Raw genomic sequence first — 14,307 nt, forward strand, 5'->3', positions numbered from 1 at the left:
CCCGCCATTCCCAGACCTCTTCGCCGAGATTGTCGAAGACCACTTTGCTGGCCGGCGCGCCGAGCAGGCGGCGGATTTGATCGCGGCTCATGCCGTCGCGGATGCGGCCGAAATTGGCCTCGGTCAGCACCTGTTCCAGCTTCTGGACGATCTGGTCGCCGCCGATGGTGATCATGTAGCAGGTCGTGCCGCTGGGCTGGCGGGTGTACTCCCAGGTCACGCTGCCGTCCGGATTGCTGAACTCGAAGCCGGGGTTGCCCATCCGGGAACGGACTTCGGCGGCCGTGGTGATGCCCGGCTTGATTTCCGGCAGATTGACGACATCGCAGGCCGGCAGCAGGGCGGCGGCGAGGGCGGTGGCGGCGGTGGTGATCCAGGTCGGTAGTTTCATGGGGCGAGTTTACGCGTTTGCTGATCAGCTTCCATAATATCGGCACCGCCTAATTTACGGATATGCCGATGCAGCATCTTGATCCTCGCGCCGCCCACGAATTTCTGCAGCAAACGCCGGGGGCCGTGCTGGTCGATTGCCGGACGGAAATCGAGCACATGTATGTCGGGCACCCGGTCGGCGCCGAGCACGTTGCCTGGCAGGAGGCGCCGGACTGGGAGATCGACCCGGAATTCGCCGACCAGGTGAAGCGCCTGGTGCGCGGCGATCTGACGCGGCCGGTGTTGCTCATCTGCCGCAGCGGGCATCGTTCGCTGTTGGCCGGCGAGGCGCTGGAGGCCGCCGGCTTCAGCACCGTGATCAATGTCTTGGAAGGCTTTGAAGGGCCGCTCGATGGCGCCTATCAGCGCGGTACCCGCGGCGGCTGGCGCTACCACGGCTTACCGTGGCAGCAATCCTGAGCGGCGGTGGGCCAGCGCGGCGAGGCCGCCCAGCACCAGCAGGCCGGCCATGCCGAGGGCCAGGGTCAGCGTTGAACCCCACAGCGCGGGGGCGATGAGCGCGGCGCCCAGGCTGTTGCTGCTCGACTGGAAGAAGGTCTGGCAGGAAGCGGCGAGGCCGCGCTGCTCGGGGAAGGGATCGAGGGCGAGGATGGTCAGGCAGGGCATGGTCAGCGACATGCCGGTGGTGTAGAGCAAGAGCGGCATGACGCTCCACGGCAGGCCGGGCGGCAGCGCCAGGTTGAGGCCGACGTTGATCGTCGCGGCGCCGAGCATCAGGCCATAGCCTAGCGTGATGGTCCATTCCAGCGAACGTTTGCCGGCCAGTCGACTGGACAGCCAGGAACCGGCGACCATGCCGCACATGGCCGGACCAAACAGCCAGAGAAAACCGGTTTCGGGAACGCCGAGATGGGTCATCAGGAAAACCGGCGCCGACAACACGTAGATGAAGAAGCCGAGGAAGTTGGCGGAGACGGCGACGCAGGCGAGCAGGAAGCGGCCCGAACTGAGTACTTTCCAGTAGGTACGACCGAGATAGCTCGGCTTCAGCGACTGGCGTTTTTCCGGCGGCAGCGTTTCCGGCAGCAGTTTCCAGCAGGCGAGGCCGAGTCCGGCGGTCAACAGCACCAGAAAGGCAAAAACCGAGCGCCAGCCGAAGAATGTCTGCAGCCAGCCGCCGATCAGCGGGGCGACGGCCGGGGCCAGCGCGAACATCATGGTGATTTGCGCCATCAGACGCTGGGCTTCGGCGCCGTCGAACAGGTCGCGGACGATGGCCCGACTGATGACGATGCCGGCGCCGGCGGTGACACCCTGCATCGCTCGCCAGAACCACAACTGTTCGATGCTGGTGGCGACGGTGCAACCGGCCGAGGCGATGCCGAACAGGGCGAGCGCAGCGAGAATCACCCGGCGTCGGCCAAAACGGTCGGAAATGGCACCGTGCCACAAGGTCATCACCGCAAAGGCGAGCAGATAGGCGGACAGCGTTTGCTGCACTTCGAGCTGGCTGGCGCCGAGCTTCTCGGCAATTTCGTGGAAGGAGGGCAGGTAGGTGTCGATCGAGAACGGCCCGAGTGCCGACAACGAAGCCAGCAACAGCGCAATGCCGCGCGGCGCGCCCTTCTTTTCAGTCATGGGCGAGGCGGCGGTACTGGATGGCTTCAGCAATATGGGGGGCACGGATGCAGTCGCTGGCGGCGAGGTCGGCAATGGTCCGGGCGACTTTCAGGATGCGGTGCCAGGCCCGGGCCGACAGGTCGAGCCGGGCGATCGCCTGCTTGAGCAGCGCGGCGCCGGCTTCGTCCGGCGTGCAGTGGTTTTCGATCTCTCCGGCGCTGAGCCGGGCATTGCTCTTGGCTTGCCGTTGGTGCTGGCGGGCCAGGGCCGGCTCGACGCGGGCCCGCACGGTGGCCGAGCTTTCAGCGTCGGCCTTGCCACTTAGGGCTTCGGCCGGCAGGGCCGGGACTTCGATCAGCAGGTCGATGCGGTCGAGGAAAGGGCCGGACAGCTTGCCGCGATAGCGCGCGATCTGGTCCGGCGTGCACCGGCACTTGCCGTTGCCGTGGCCGTGAAAGCCGCAGGGGCAGGGATTCATTGCCGCAATCAGCTGGAATTCGGCGGGAAACTCGGCCTGGCGAGCGGCGCGGGCGATGTGGATGCGGCCGGATTCGAGCGGTTCGCGCAAGGTTTCGAGTACCTTGCGGTCGAACTCGGGCAACTCGTCGAGAAACAGCACGCCCTGATGGGCCAGGCTGATTTCGCCGGGGCGCGGCGGATTGCCGCCACCGACCAGGGCGACCGCCGAAGCGGTGTGGTGCGGCTGGCGGTAGGGCCGCTGGCCGAAGGTTTCCGGCCGGAACTGGCCGACCAGGGAGAGGACGGCGGCCGAAGCCTTGGCCGCCTCGCTATCCAGCGTCGGCATCAGGCCGGGCAGGCGGGCGGCCAGCATCGACTTGCCGGCACCGGGCGGGCCGACCATCAACAGCGAATGGCCGCCGGCGGCGGCAATTTCCAGCGCCCGCTTGGCCTGGTTCTGGCCGCGCACTTCGCCGAGGTCGGCGAAAATGGTTTGTTTTTCGCGGTCGACCGCAGGGGCCGCCGGCAGGCTGCCCTGTTCGGCCAGGTGGGCGCAGACTTCAAGCAGCGAACTGGCGGCGAGGATGTTGCCCGCACCGGTCAGCGCCGCTTCGCTGGCACTCGCCGTCGGCAGGATGAAAGCCTTGCCGTTGCCGGCCGTCTGCAGGGCCATGGCCAGCGCGCCACGAATCGGCCGCAACTCGCCGGAGAGCGACAGTTCGCCGGCAAATTCGTAATCGGCAAGCGCCTTGGCCGGCGTCTGGCCGCTGGCGGCGAGGATGCCGAGCGCAATCGGCAGGTCGAAGCGGCCGGATTCCTTGGGCAGGTCGGCCGGTGCGAGATTGACGGTGATTCGCTTGGCGGGGAATTCGAAACCGGAATTGACGATGGCGGCGCGCACGCGGTCACGCGCTTCCTTCACTTCGGTGTCGGGCAGGCCGACCAGCGTGAAGCTGGGCAGACCGCTGGCGATGTGTACCTCGACCAGTACCGGTGGGGCGTTGAGGCCGTCGAGGCCGCGACTGTGGGCGACGGCCAGCGCCATGGCCTTAAGCCTGACGCGCCTTTTCCAGCGCGTCGACGCGGGCTTCCAGTTCCTTCAGCTTTTGCCGGGTGCGGGCCAGGACTTCGGCTTGCACGTCGAACTCTTCACGGGTGACGAGATCAAGCTTGCCGAGCAGGCCGCTCATTACCGCCTTGGCATTTTTTTCAATGTCCTTGGCCGGTGAATTGGCCAGCAGGGCGCTCATCTTGGCGCCGAAATCTTCCAGTGTTTTTGGGTCGAGCATCAGGGTTCCTCCGAGGTCGCAAAGTTTAGCATAGCGCCTGTCATCACCATTTCGGATCACCGCCCGTGCATGGTGCGTGACAAACTGTAACCGCACGCATTTGGTGCGTAATGTTGGTGCATCACCGTCAATGCCCGTTGAAAACCTTTGATTAATATCAAGAAAACAGCCTGGCACGCCTTCTGCTATTGCTGTGCTGCACAATACTTTTTTTGTTGATTCCAACTTTCATCGCAGGAGAGACCCCATGAAAAAATCAATTCTCGCTCTGGCCCTTGCAGGTGCTTTCGCCGTTCCGGCTTTCGCCCAGACCGCCGCACCGGCGGCTGAAGCCGAAGCCAGCCCGCACACGCTGACCGCCAACGTCGGCCTGTTCAGCGAGTACCGTTTCCGTGGTATCGCCCAGACGGCTTCCCGTCCGGCCATCCAGGGCGGTTTCGATTATTCGCACGCCAGCGGTTTCTATGTCGGTAACTGGAACTCCAACGTCGACGCTTCGGCCGGTTTCCCGGACGGCAACATCGAAATGGACTTCTACGGCGGCTACAAGGCAGCCTTCGGTGATTTCGGTGTCGACGTCGGCGGTATCTATTACTACTACCCGGGCAGCAGCTATGTGCCGGGCGGCCGTTCGCAGGCCGAAGCCGTCACCAACAAGGAAATCTACCTGGGTGCCTCGTGGAAGTTCATTTCCGCCAAGTGGTACTACTCGGTCGATGACTACTTCTCGATGCGCGGCTGGGACAGCACCGGTACCGCCAACGGCAACGGCACCAAGGGCACGCAGTATTTCGACCTGTCCGGCAACTTCGATCTCGGCTCCGGTTGGGGTATCAACGGCCACGTCGGTTACCTGAACATGGCCCATGCCTCGAACGCCGACTACACCGACTGGAAGCTCGGCGTGACCAAGGACATCAACGGCTGGGTGATTGGCGCTGCCTACATCGGCACCGACGCCAAGGGCAGCAAAAATGGCTCGAACTACCAGCCCTACCTGTTCACCAAGTCGAGCGGCTACCAGTACGACTCGGGCAAGGACACTGTCGTCGTCTCCGTTTCCCGCACCTTCTAATTACCTTTGAATCTTCCCCGCCGGTGACCCGGCCGGCGCCAGCGGGGAAGCAACCAATATCAACCCTTGTGAGGAACTACTCATGAAATTCGTTACCGCCATCATCAAGCCGTTCAAGCTTGACGAAGTGCGTGAAGCGCTTTCCGCCATCGGCGTGCAAGGCATCACGGTCACTGAAGTGAAGGGTTTCGGCCGGCAAAAAGGGCACACCGAGCTGTATCGGGGTGCCGAATATGTCGTCGATTTCCTGCCCAAAGTCAAAATCGAGGCTGCCGTGAAGAGCGAGCAGCTCGATCAGGTCATCGAGGCCATCGAAAAGTCCGCCAGCACCGGCAAGATCGGCGACGGCAAGATTTTCGTCTTCGACGTCGAACAGGTCATCCGTATCCGGACCGGTGAAACCGGTACCGACGCCCTTTAAGGAGCAAAACATGAAACGCGTATTCGCCTTGCTAGCTCTGGTCGGTGCCGTCGCTTTCGGCGCCCCGGCCTGGGCTGAAGAAAAAGCTGCTGCGCCTGCAGCAGTGGCTACCGAGGCCGCTCCGGCTGCCCCGGCCGCCGCTGCGCCTGCCGCCGCTGCGCCTGCCGCCGCCCCCGCCGCAGCCACGGCTGAAGCTGCCGCCCCGGCCGCGCCGGCTCCGGTGGTCAACAAGGGTGACAACGCCTGGGTCATGGTCTGTGCCGCCCTCGTCATCCTGATGTCGATTCCTGGCCTGGCCCTGTTCTACGGCGGCCTGGTCCGCACCAAGAACATGCTGTCGGTGCTGATGCAGGTTTTCGTCACCTTCTCGCTGATCTCGGTACTCTGGGTTGTCTATGGCTACTCGGCCGCTTTCACCGAAGGCAACGAGTTCTTCGGCGTGCTCGACAAACTGTTCCTGAAGGGCGTCACCGTCGAATCGGTCGGGGCCACCTTCTCCAAGGGCGTCGTCATCTCCGAGCTGGCTTTCGTGATCTTCCAGGGCGCCTTCGCGGCCATTACCTGCGGCCTGATCGTCGGCGCCTTCGCCGAGCGTGCCAAGTTCGCCGCCATCCTGGTCTTCATGGTCATCTGGTTCACCCTGTCCTACATCCCGATGGCCCACATGGTCTGGTACTGGGCTGGCCCGGATGCCTACATCGATGCTGCCGCCGGTGAAGCGGCTGGCAAGACGGCCGGCTTCCTGTTCCAGAAGGGCGCTCTCGACTTCGCAGGCGGTACCGTGGTGCATATCAATGCCGCCATCGCTGGCTTGGTCGGTGCCTACATGGTTGGCAAGCGCAGCGGCCTGGGCAATGTCTCGATGGCCCCGCACTCCCTGACCTTCACGATGATCGGTGCATCCCTGCTGTGGTTCGGCTGGTTCGGCTTCAACGCCGGCTCCGCCCTCGAAGCCTCCGGTGGCGCTGCGCTGGCCATGGTCAACACCTGGGTCGCCACGGCTTGTGCCGCACTGTCCTGGATGTTCGCCGAATGGATCCTCAAGGGTAAGCCGTCCATGCTGGGTGCCGCTTCCGGCGCCGTGGCCGGTCTGGTGGCGATCACCCCGGCCGCCGGTTTCGTCGGTGTGATGGGCGGTATCATCATCGGCCTGCTGGCTGGTGTGGTCTGCCTGTGGGGCGTCAATGGCCTGAAGAAGCTGCTCGGTGCCGATGACTCCCTCGACGTCTTCGGCGTTCATGGCGTCGGCGGCATCCTCGGTGCCATCCTGACCGGTGTCTTCGCTGACCCGGCTCTGGGCGGCACGGGCGTCTATGACTATGTCGCCAACGCCGTCGGTGCCTACGACATGACGGCTCAGGTGATCAGCCAGATCTGGGGCGTCGGTACCGTGATCGTCTGGTCGGGTGTCGTCTCCATCGTCGCCTACAAACTGGTGGATATCGTCATCGGCCTGCGTGTGCCGGAAGACGAAGAGCGTGAAGGTCTCGACCTCACCTCGCACGGCGAAAGCGCCTACCACCACTAAGCGCCTGACCGCGGCGGCTGGCTAGCCAGTCTCGCGGTTGATGGCGCAGTAAAGAATCAAAGTCTCTCTCCTTCGGGCACCTACGGGTGCCCGCTTTTTTTGCTAGTCTGCAGGGATGCGAATCGTCCAGCTCTCCGACCTGCACCTGCGCGATGGCCCGCTCTACAGCGGCGTCGACCCGTGGCTGGCCTGGAACCACGCCTTGTCCCGGGTGGCCGGGCTGCTGCCGCGCCCCGAGCTGTTGCTGTTGAGCGGCGACCTGGCCGATGATGGCTTGCCGGACACTTATCGTCGACTGGCCGCTTCCCTGGGCGAGAGCGGCATCGACTTCGCCGTGTTGCCCGGCAATCACGATCAGCGTCAGGCACTGCGTGCCGCCTTTCCGGCGCAGCCCTGGGCGCATCCATTTCTCGCCTGCCAGCGCGTCGACCGCGGGGATTGCAGCTTGCTGCTGCTCGATACGCTGATTCCCGGCTGCGAGGCGGGGGAATTGAGTGTGGAGCAACTGGCTTGGCTGGATGACAACTGCCCGACCGGGCGGCGGACGATCATCGTCATGCACCATCCGCCTTTCGCGGTCGGCATTGAGGGCATGGATCGCATTGCCTGTGCCGGCGGCGAGCGCCTGGCGCAATGGTTGGCGGGACGGCCGCAGGTCGAGGCGTTGCTCTGCGGCCATGTCCATCGCCACGTGACGAGCAGCTTTGCCGGCCGTTTGGCCCTGACCGCGCCGTCCACGGTGCATCAGATTGCCTTGCAGGACGGCCCTTTGGCGTGGACCTGTGAGCCGGGGGCGATGCTGGTGCACGACTGGCTGCCCGGCCAGCCGCTGCGTACGCATTACCTGCCGCTACTGGCGGCGCCGGTGGTGGTTTACGCGGACTGAAGCCGTGCTTACTTGATCAGTGGCAGCAGGCGCCGGAATTCGTCGGTGCCGGCAGCATGCAGCCATTCGAAAAGGACCATTTCACTGGTCACGATCTGGATGCCGGCGGCGCGCATGCGCTCGATGGCGGCACTGCGGTTTTCCGGCGTCCGCGAGGAGGCGGCATCGGCGACGAGGAAGACCTCGAAGCCAGCGCCGAGCAGGCCAAAGGCCGTTTGCAGCACGCAGACATGGGTTTCGGTGCCGGTCAGAACGACTTGCGGTCGGCGCGCGGCGCGTAGCAGGTCGATGACGCCGGGCTCGGCGGCACAGGAGAAATGGGTTTTCTCGAAAAAATGGGCGTCGATGGCTGCGCTGCGGATAGCCGCGACGCTCGGCCCGAGGCCGCGCACGTATTGCTCGGAAACGAAGGCCGGTACGCCGAGCTGGCGGGCGCCTTCGAGCAGGCGGACGCTGTTGGCGATGACCCGCTCGCCTTCGAAGATGGCCGGGGCCAGCTTTTCCTGCAGGTCGACCAGCAGCAGCAACGAATCGTCGCGGCGGATCAGCATGGCTTAGCGGAAAACCACGGTCTTGTTGCCATGCACCAGCACCCGGTCTTCCAGGTGGTAGCGCAGGCCGCGGGCCAGCACCGTCTTCTCGATGTCCTTGCCGTAGCGCACCATGTCCTCCGGCGAATCGGAGTGGTCGATACGGATCACGTCCTGCTCGATGATCGGCCCGGCATCGAGCTCACTGGTGACGTAGTGGCAGGTCGCGCCGATCAGTTTGACGCCGCGCGTGTACGCCTGGTGATAGGGCTTGGCGCCGGCGAAGCTGGGCAGGAAGCTGTGGTGGATGTTGATGATCTTGCCGGCCAGCGCCTCGCACAGGTCCGGCGACAGGATCTGCATGTAGCGGGCGAGGACCATGGTGTCGCCGCGCACATCGTCGAAAATGCGCTGCATCTCGGCATAGGCCCCCTTCTTGTTGTCGGCATTGACCGGCACATGATGGAAGGGGATGCCGTGCCATTCGACGAAACCGCGGAAGGTGTCGTGGTTGGAGATGACGCAGGGAATCTCGATGTCGAGTTCCTTGGCCTGCCAGCGGGCGAGCAGGTCGTAGAGGCAGTGTTCCTGCTTGGAAACGAGGACGACGACGCGCTTCTTGACCGCGCTGTCGTTGATCTGCCAGGTCATCGACAGCGGTTCGGCGACTTCGCTGCGGAAGAGTTCGCGGAACTCGGCGAGCAGGAAGGGCAGCGAACTGGCCTTGATTTCGAGACGCATGAAATAGCGACTGGTCAGCGCGTCCGAGTGGAAACTCGATTCGAGTATCCAGCCCCCGTGGCCGGCGATGAAGCCGGAAACGCGGGCGATGATCCCGACCTGGTCGGGGCAGGAGGCGGAAAGCGTGTAGAAACGGTCGCTATGCATGCATCTGGCCTCAGGCCGCCTTGGCGAAGGCTTTGTCGATTTCGGTACGCAGGTCGTCGTAATTGAGGACGACCGGGTACTGCGGGAATTCGCGGATGACGTTGGCCGGTGGGTGGAACAGGATGCCGCCGTGGGCTTCGCCGAGCATTGCGGTGTCGTTGTACGAATCGCCGGCAGCGACGATCTTGAAATTCAGTTCCTTGAAGCGCTTGACCGCTTCGCGCTTCTGATCCGGCATGCGCAGGTGGTAATTGACCAGCATACCTTCGGCGTCGTCTTCCAGCGAGTGGCAGAACAGCGTCGGCCAGCCCAGCTGGCGCATTAGCGGGTGGGCGAATTCATAGAAGGTGTCGGACAGGATGACGACCTGGTAATCCTCGCGCAGTTTGTCGAGGAAGGCGCGGGCGCCGGGCATCGGGCCCATTTCGGCGATCACCTTCTGGATGTCCGGCAGGCCGAGCTTGTGCTGGCGCAGGATGTCCAGGCGGTAAGTCATCAGCTTGTCGTAATCCGGCTCTTCGCGCGTCGTGCGCATCAGTTCGGGAATGCCCGTGCGCTTGGAGAATTCGATCCAGATTTCGGGGACGAGGACCCCTTCGAGGTCAAGGCAGACGATTTGCACGGTTTTACTCCAGCGGGGTGTTCGGGAAAACGCCGATTTTACCTGATGAGGTTTGCTTTTCGGCCGATTTTGGGCGTCGACCGCCGGCATTGTGCCTGCCGCGGATCAGTTTTTCCGGGTGCTGCCGGGGGCCGTGAAGTCGGCGATCTTGCGGTCTTCGGTGCGCAGGTGATCCTCGAAAATCTTCACCGCCCGCCGGCGCAGCATCTCGATTTCGCCCAGTTCGCCGCTGAGCAGGGAGGCGCACATGTTGGCCGCGTTGGACAGGATCTGGTCATGCAACTCTTGGTGGTGCAGCGTGTCGGGAAAGTCGATCCGGGCCAGATAGCGTTCCTGTTCCTGAAAATGGCGGGTGGCCAGTTCAATCAGCAGGCAGAAGTTGTTGGCGATGGTGGGGATCGACATGTTGCCGTCTTCGGGATCGCGCAGCTTCAGCAACAGTTCTGCGAGTTCGTCGTGACTCTTGTCGAGCGCCTTGCGCCGCAAGGCAAGTTGGCAGGCATCGTTGGAGTTTTTCAATCGGTCACCGTCTTGTTATGGGGGGGCGGGCGCCCGATTGATTACGGGAGCCTAAATATGTTTTTGTGTAATTTGCATTTTTAACTCAAGTTAGTTGATTTTGCCATATGACATTGTTTCAATATTGAGCAATTTTTCACATTGTCGGCCAATGAGCAGCCTTGCTCCGGCCAACCCTGGTGAACGGGAGCTGCTCGCCGAGTTGGAAAAAAACGGCGTGGCGCATCCTTTGCGGCTAGCTGGCGGCCGCTCGGCGAAGCGCATCAATCAGGGGGGGCGCGGCCGCACGGGGGCAGCCGCAGCTGCGAGGGCCGGGGGCCGGGGCCTAGTCGACGGTCGGCAGGCTTTCGAGCATTTCGTGCACTTCCAGCCAGCGTAGTTCGGCGGCATCGATCTGCTCGCCGAGTTCGCCGGCCTGGCGGTGCATTTCTTCGCTTTTTACCCGGTCGACCGCAGCATAGAAGTCCGGGTCGGCGAATTGGGCGTCGAGCGCGGCCTTCGCCTCGTTCCACTTGGCCAGTTGGCGTTCCAGTTGTTCGATTTCCTTGACCAGCGGCCGGCGCTGGGCGAGCAGGGCCTGCCGGTTGGCCTTGGCATCGGCGCGCTGTTGCAGGCGTTCGCTCTTCTCGGCCGCGACTTCCGGCTCCGGCGCCTTTTCGGCAGTGCGCTGGGCGGCGAGCCAGGCGGCGTAGTCGTCGAGATCGCCGTCGAACGGCTCGGCCTTGCCGTCAGCGACGAGCAACAGTTCATCGGCGCAGGTGCGCAGCAGGTGGCGGTCGTGCGAGACGAAAACCATGCCGCCTTCGTAGTCCTGCATGGCGAAGGTCAGCGCCTCGCGCATTTCGAGGTCGAGGTGGTTGGTCGGCTCGTCGAGCAGCAGCAGGTTGGGCTTGGTGCGAATGAGCAGGGCCAGCGCCAGCCGCGATTTCTCGCCGCCGGAGAAAGGCTCGATAGCGCGCGTCGCCATGTCGCCGCGGAAATCGAAGCCGCCGATGTAATCGCGCAGTTCCTGTTCCGGCGTCGTCGGTTCGAGGCGGGCCAGGTGTTGCAGCGGCGACTCGTCCGGGCGCAGTTGCTCGAGCTGGTGCTGGGCGAAATAGCCGATGTTCAGCGCCTTGGCTTCCTTGCGCTCGCCACCTTGTTGTTCGATGGCGCCGGCCAGAAGCTTGATCAGCGTCGATTTGCCGGCGCCGTTGCGGCCGAGCAGGCCGATCCGGCAGCCGGGGCGGAGCACCATGCTGACGTTATCGAGAATCCTGCGGTCGACATAGCCGGCCGAGGCTTTTTCAATGGTCAGCAGCGGGTCGGGCAGCGCGTTCGGCTGGCGGAAGCTGAAATGGAAGGGCGAATCGACATGCGCCGCGGCGACCATTTCCATGCGCTCCAGCGTCTTGATCCGGCTTTGCGCCTGGCGGGCCTTGGTCGCCTTGGCGTGGAAGCGTTCGATGAAGCTGTTGAGGTGGGCGATTTCGCGCTGCTGCGCTTCGAAGGCCGATTGCTGGTTGGCCAGGCGGGCGGCGCGGGCCCGTTCGTAGTCGGAATAGCCGCCGCTGGTCAGCGACAGGCGCTGCAGGTCGATCGAGATGATCTGGCCGACCACGGCATCGAGGAAGTCGCGGTCGTGCGAAATCAGCAGCAGCGTCGCCGGGGTGTTCTTCAGCCAGCTCTCCAGCCAGAAGACGGCATCGAGGTCGAGGTGGTTGGTCGGCTCGTCGAGCAGCAGCAGGTCGGCGCGGCAGGACAGGGCGCGGGCCAGGTTGAGGCGAACCCGCCAGCCGCCCGAGAAATCGGCGACCGGGCGGGTGAAATCGGCATCCTTGAAGCCAAGGCCGTGCAGCACTTCGGCGGCGCGGGCCTTGGCCGAATAGCCGTCGATTTCACCGTAACGGGCATGCAGGTGGCCGATCGCCTCGCCGTCGCCACGCGCTTCGGCGGCCGCCAGTTCGCGTTCGACGCGGCGCAGTTCGAGGTCGCCATCCAGGACGAATTCAAGCGCCGCATCGGGCAGGGCCGGGGTTTCCTGGGTGACGCGGGCAATGTGCCAACTGGCCGGGATTTCGACATCGCCAGATTCGGCGTGCAGTTCGTTGGCAAGCAGCGCGAACAGGCTGGATTTGCCGCAGCCGTTGGCGCCGACGACGCCGACTTTCCAGCCGGGGTGCAACTGAACGGAGGCATCGATGACCAGCGGGCGGCCGGCGCGGGCGAAGGTGACTTGGCGGAGGGCGATCATGAGGCGGACGATTATAGCGGCGCCGTGCGCTAGAATTGCCTCAATTCGCAACGTTTTGACCTCATGATCAAGCAAATTCGCGCTGAACAGCTCAAGCCCGGGATGTATATCCACGATCTCAATTGCGGCTGGCTGGACCATCCCTTCATCTCGAACGCTTTTCACGTTCGCGATACGGCGACGGTGGACAAGATCGTCAAGCTCGGCATTCGCGAGTTGTATATCGACACGCTGAAGGGGGCGGATGTCTGGGAGGGGCGTACCCAGCAGGAGGTCAATGCCGACCTCGAACGGCGCCTGCAGGAAATCGCCCAGAAGCAGCCTGAAAAGCCGATCAGTACCGAGCTGAAGGAAGAGACGGCACGGGCCCGGCGCCTGCATGGCGAGGCCAACAAGATCATTCGCCACATGATGGATGACATCCGTCTCGGCCAGCAAATCCAGGTCGAGCGCGTCGAACCGCTGGTCGAGGGCATGGTCGATTCGATCTTTCGCAATCAGGATGCGCTGTTGCCGCTGGCCCGCCTGAAGCGCCACGACGACTACACTTTTGCCCACTCGGTCAGCGTGTGCGCTTTGCTCGTTGCTTTCGGCCGCGGCATGAAGCTGGAGCGTGCAGTGATCAAGGATCTGGCGATGGGCGGCCTGTTGCACGATGTCGGCAAGGCGCGCATTCCCGATCAGATCCTCAACAAGCCGGCCAAGCTGAGCGATGAGGAATTCACCCGGATGCAGTCGCACGTCGCGCAAGGCGTCGTCCTGCTCAAAGATTCGCCGGGCGTCAGCAAGATCGCGCTGCAGGTGGTCGGCGAGCACCACGAACGCTTCGACGGCACCGGCTACCCGCGCCATCTGGCCGACGAAAAAATATCGCTGTATGGCCAGATGGCAGCCATCGTCGATGTGTACGACGCCATCTCCTCGGAGAGGGTCTATCACAAGGGCATGCCGCCGACGCAGGCGCTGAAGAAACTGCTCGAATGGAGCAGCCATCACTTCGACCAGCAACTGGTGCAGTCCTTCATCCGCGCCATCGGCATCTACCCGACCGGTACCCTGGTCCAGCTTGAAAGCAAGCGCCTGGGCGTCGTCACCGAGCAAAATGAAGGTAACCTGCTGGAACCGGTGGTGCGCATCTTCTACCACGCCGGCCAGCAGCACTATATTCCGCCGGAGATCGTCGATCTCTCCAAGGTGCAGGACCGCATCGGCAGTTTTGAGAGTTACGAGAAATGGAAAATCGACCCCTATCAATGGTTGCCCGCCTGATCCTGTTGTTGGCCCTGAGCTTTTCGGTGCAGGCCGCCGAGGATGGGCCCAGCGCCGAGTTGCAGGCCGACTGGGCCAGCCGGCTGGAGCGGGCCGCCGAGTTGCAGGCCGAAGGCAAGGCCCGCCAGGCCGAGGCCGAGCGGCTCCAGGCCGAGAAAGAGGCGGCCTGTTTCAAGAAATTCCTGGTCAATTCTTGTCGGGTCGAGGCGCGCAGCGAATTTATCGCGGCCTCGCGGGCTGGCAAGAACATCGAAAACGAGGGCAAGGCAATCGAGCGCCTGGTCAAGAAAGAGCAGCGCGCCGATAGCGACCAGCGGCACAGCGAGGCGGCACCGCAACGGGAAGCCGAATTGCAGCAGCGCGAAGCGGAAACGACGGCCGAGCGTCAGGCAATCGCGGCGGAAGAGGCGGCAACGCGGGCCGACAAGGCGAAAAAGGCGGAGGAGGGGGCCCGTCGCAAGGCGGCCGAGGCCGAACGGCAGCGCCAGAAGCAGGAAGAACACGCGGCCAAGGTCGCCGCCCAGAAGGAAAAGGCCGCGCGTAAGGCGGCCGAGACTTCCGAACGGATGCCCTGA

At 63.8% G+C, this 14,307-nt stretch carries 16 protein-coding genes; 7 read left to right on the forward strand and 9 right to left on the reverse strand.

All coding sequences use genetic code 11. From position 1 onward, the window contains the following. Positions 1-391: outer membrane protein assembly factor BamE domain-containing protein (gene bamE, locus AT959_RS11060; protein WP_066883076.1), on the reverse strand; the 391-nt coding region annotated here is incomplete at its 3' end. 68 nt (positions 392-459) lie between these two features. On the opposite strand from bamE, the gene AT959_RS11065 reads away from it, so the two are divergent. Further along, positions 460-852 (forward strand): rhodanese-like domain-containing protein, encoded by a 393-nt coding sequence (locus tag AT959_RS11065; protein ID WP_066884344.1) that lies wholly within the window; start codon positions 460-462, stop codon positions 850-852. Here the strand turns inward: AT959_RS11065 and AT959_RS11070 are convergent. The 3 genes from AT959_RS11070 to AT959_RS11080 are packed head-to-tail and all read right to left on the reverse strand — an operon-like array spanning position 832 to position 3,761. Continuing rightward, entirely contained in the window at positions 832-2,031 is a 1,200-nt protein-coding gene (locus AT959_RS11070; RefSeq protein ID WP_066883077.1) for a multidrug effflux MFS transporter, read from the reverse strand. The genes AT959_RS11065 and AT959_RS11070 overlap by 21 nt on opposite strands. Then, positions 2,024-3,517 carry a YifB family Mg chelatase-like AAA ATPase gene (locus tag AT959_RS11075; RefSeq protein WP_066883078.1) on the reverse strand — a complete coding sequence of 498 codons (1,494 nt, stop codon included), beginning with the start codon at positions 3,515-3,517 and terminating at the stop codon, positions 2,024-2,026. The genes AT959_RS11070 and AT959_RS11075 overlap by 8 nt, the downstream gene beginning before the upstream one ends. Before the next feature lie 4 nt (positions 3,518-3,521). Next, the gene (locus AT959_RS11080) at positions 3,522-3,761 is read right to left on the reverse strand and encodes an accessory factor UbiK family protein (RefSeq protein ID WP_066883079.1); all 240 of its coding nucleotides are present in this window, start codon (positions 3,759-3,761) and stop codon (positions 3,522-3,524) included. Between the two features lie 247 nt (positions 3,762-4,008). On the opposite strand from AT959_RS11080, the gene AT959_RS11085 reads away from it, so the two are divergent. The 4 genes from AT959_RS11085 (at position 4,009) to AT959_RS11100 (ending at position 7,671) form a co-directional block, all read left to right on the forward strand. Beyond that, entirely contained in the window at positions 4,009-4,836 is an 828-nt protein-coding gene (locus AT959_RS11085; protein WP_066883081.1) for a TorF family putative porin, read from the forward strand. 82 nt (positions 4,837-4,918) lie between these two features. Continuing rightward, entirely contained in the window at positions 4,919-5,257 is a 339-nt protein-coding gene (gene glnK / locus AT959_RS11090; RefSeq protein ID WP_066883083.1) for a P-II family nitrogen regulator, read from the forward strand. A gap of 10 nt (positions 5,258-5,267) precedes the next feature. Continuing rightward, complete coding sequence (locus AT959_RS11095; RefSeq protein WP_066883085.1) at positions 5,268-6,785, forward strand: ammonium transporter; 1,518 nt, start codon at positions 5,268-5,270, stop codon at positions 6,783-6,785. Between the two features lie 115 nt (positions 6,786-6,900). Continuing rightward, complete coding sequence (locus AT959_RS11100) at positions 6,901-7,671, forward strand: phosphodiesterase (RefSeq protein WP_066883087.1); 771 nt, start codon at positions 6,901-6,903, stop codon at positions 7,669-7,671. 8 nt (positions 7,672-7,679) lie between these two features. On the opposite strand, the gene AT959_RS11105 is transcribed toward AT959_RS11100, so the two are convergent. The 5 genes from AT959_RS11105 to abc-f form a co-directional block, all read right to left on the reverse strand. Next, positions 7,680-8,222 (reverse strand): hydrolase, encoded by a 543-nt coding sequence (locus tag AT959_RS11105; RefSeq protein ID WP_066883089.1) that lies wholly within the window; start codon positions 8,220-8,222, stop codon positions 7,680-7,682. A gap of 3 nt (positions 8,223-8,225) precedes the next feature. Continuing rightward, positions 8,226-9,089, reverse strand: a complete 864-nt coding sequence (purU, locus tag AT959_RS11110; protein ID WP_066883091.1) for a formyltetrahydrofolate deformylase — start codon at positions 9,087-9,089, stop codon at positions 8,226-8,228. 10 nt (positions 9,090-9,099) lie between these two features. Beyond that, the gene (gene thrH, locus AT959_RS11115; protein ID WP_066883092.1) at positions 9,100-9,711 is read right to left on the reverse strand and encodes a bifunctional phosphoserine phosphatase/homoserine phosphotransferase ThrH; all 612 of its coding nucleotides are present in this window, start codon (positions 9,709-9,711) and stop codon (positions 9,100-9,102) included. 105 nt (positions 9,712-9,816) lie between these two features. Beyond that, a complete protein-coding gene (locus AT959_RS11120) occupies positions 9,817-10,230 on the reverse strand; it encodes a hemerythrin family protein (protein WP_066883093.1) in 414 nt (137 codons plus the stop codon). Between the two features lie 325 nt (positions 10,231-10,555). Beyond that, positions 10,556-12,463: a ribosomal protection-like ABC-F family protein gene (gene abc-f, locus AT959_RS11125; protein ID WP_066883098.1), complete on the reverse strand. Its 1,908-nt coding sequence runs from the start codon at positions 12,461-12,463 to the stop codon at positions 10,556-10,558. Positions 12,464-12,526: 63 nt separating this feature from the next. On the opposite strand from abc-f, the gene AT959_RS11130 reads away from it, so the two are divergent. Together AT959_RS11130 and AT959_RS21115 are read left to right on the forward strand one after the other, a co-directional pair. Continuing rightward, positions 12,527-13,732, forward strand: a complete 1,206-nt coding sequence (locus AT959_RS11130) for an HD-GYP domain-containing protein (RefSeq protein ID WP_066883100.1) — start codon at positions 12,527-12,529, stop codon at positions 13,730-13,732. Beyond that, complete coding sequence (locus AT959_RS21115; protein WP_157651277.1) at positions 13,696-14,307, forward strand: hypothetical protein; 612 nt, start codon at positions 13,696-13,698, stop codon at positions 14,305-14,307. Before AT959_RS11130 ends, AT959_RS21115 begins: the two co-directional genes overlap by 37 nt.

Origin of the sequence: Dechloromonas denitrificans (genome assembly GCF_001551835.1) — a bacterium.
In the GTDB taxonomy this organism is placed as follows: domain Bacteria; phylum Pseudomonadota; class Gammaproteobacteria; order Burkholderiales; family Rhodocyclaceae; genus Azonexus; species Azonexus denitrificans.